Genomic DNA, 351 nt, shown 5'->3' with positions numbered 1-351 from the left:
TCGGAGTGTAAATGATAGGTAACATTTCACTAAGATGATCTGTTAGTAATCGATAGAATAATACGGTATTGCGATTAGATAAATCGTTTAACCAAACATTTTTTCGTAAGTTATTAGGTTGTTCTTTAAATTGTAGATAAGCACGTTTAACTTGTTCTTCTAACGTTAAAACTGTTGGAGGTAATACCCCTTCTAAGCTAAGATCTTTACGTTCTTGTTTTGTAAAGGCTAATCCTTTATTTAAGAAAGGTTGAGCAAGAAGATTTTTCCCTTTCAAATTTGTTTGAATAGATCCGTCATTGGAAAGATTAAATGTATTCATGTGATGATTCCTTCTTTCTAGATGCTTTG

The 351-nt window shown here is 31.3% G+C and carries 1 pseudogene; it reads right to left on the bottom strand.

Annotated features, from left to right (window positions below):
- A pseudogene (locus SB754_RS19500) lies at positions 1–322 on the bottom strand (NAD-dependent malic enzyme); the annotation flags it as partial.
- Positions 323–351: the final 29 nt, after the last annotated feature.

Origin of the sequence: Leifsonia sp. SIMBA_070, assembly GCF_046534635.1 — a bacterium.
In the GTDB taxonomy this organism is placed as follows: Bacteria; Actinomycetota; Actinomycetes; order Actinomycetales; family Microbacteriaceae; genus Leifsonia.
This window is presented reverse-complemented; position numbering and strand designations above follow the sequence as displayed.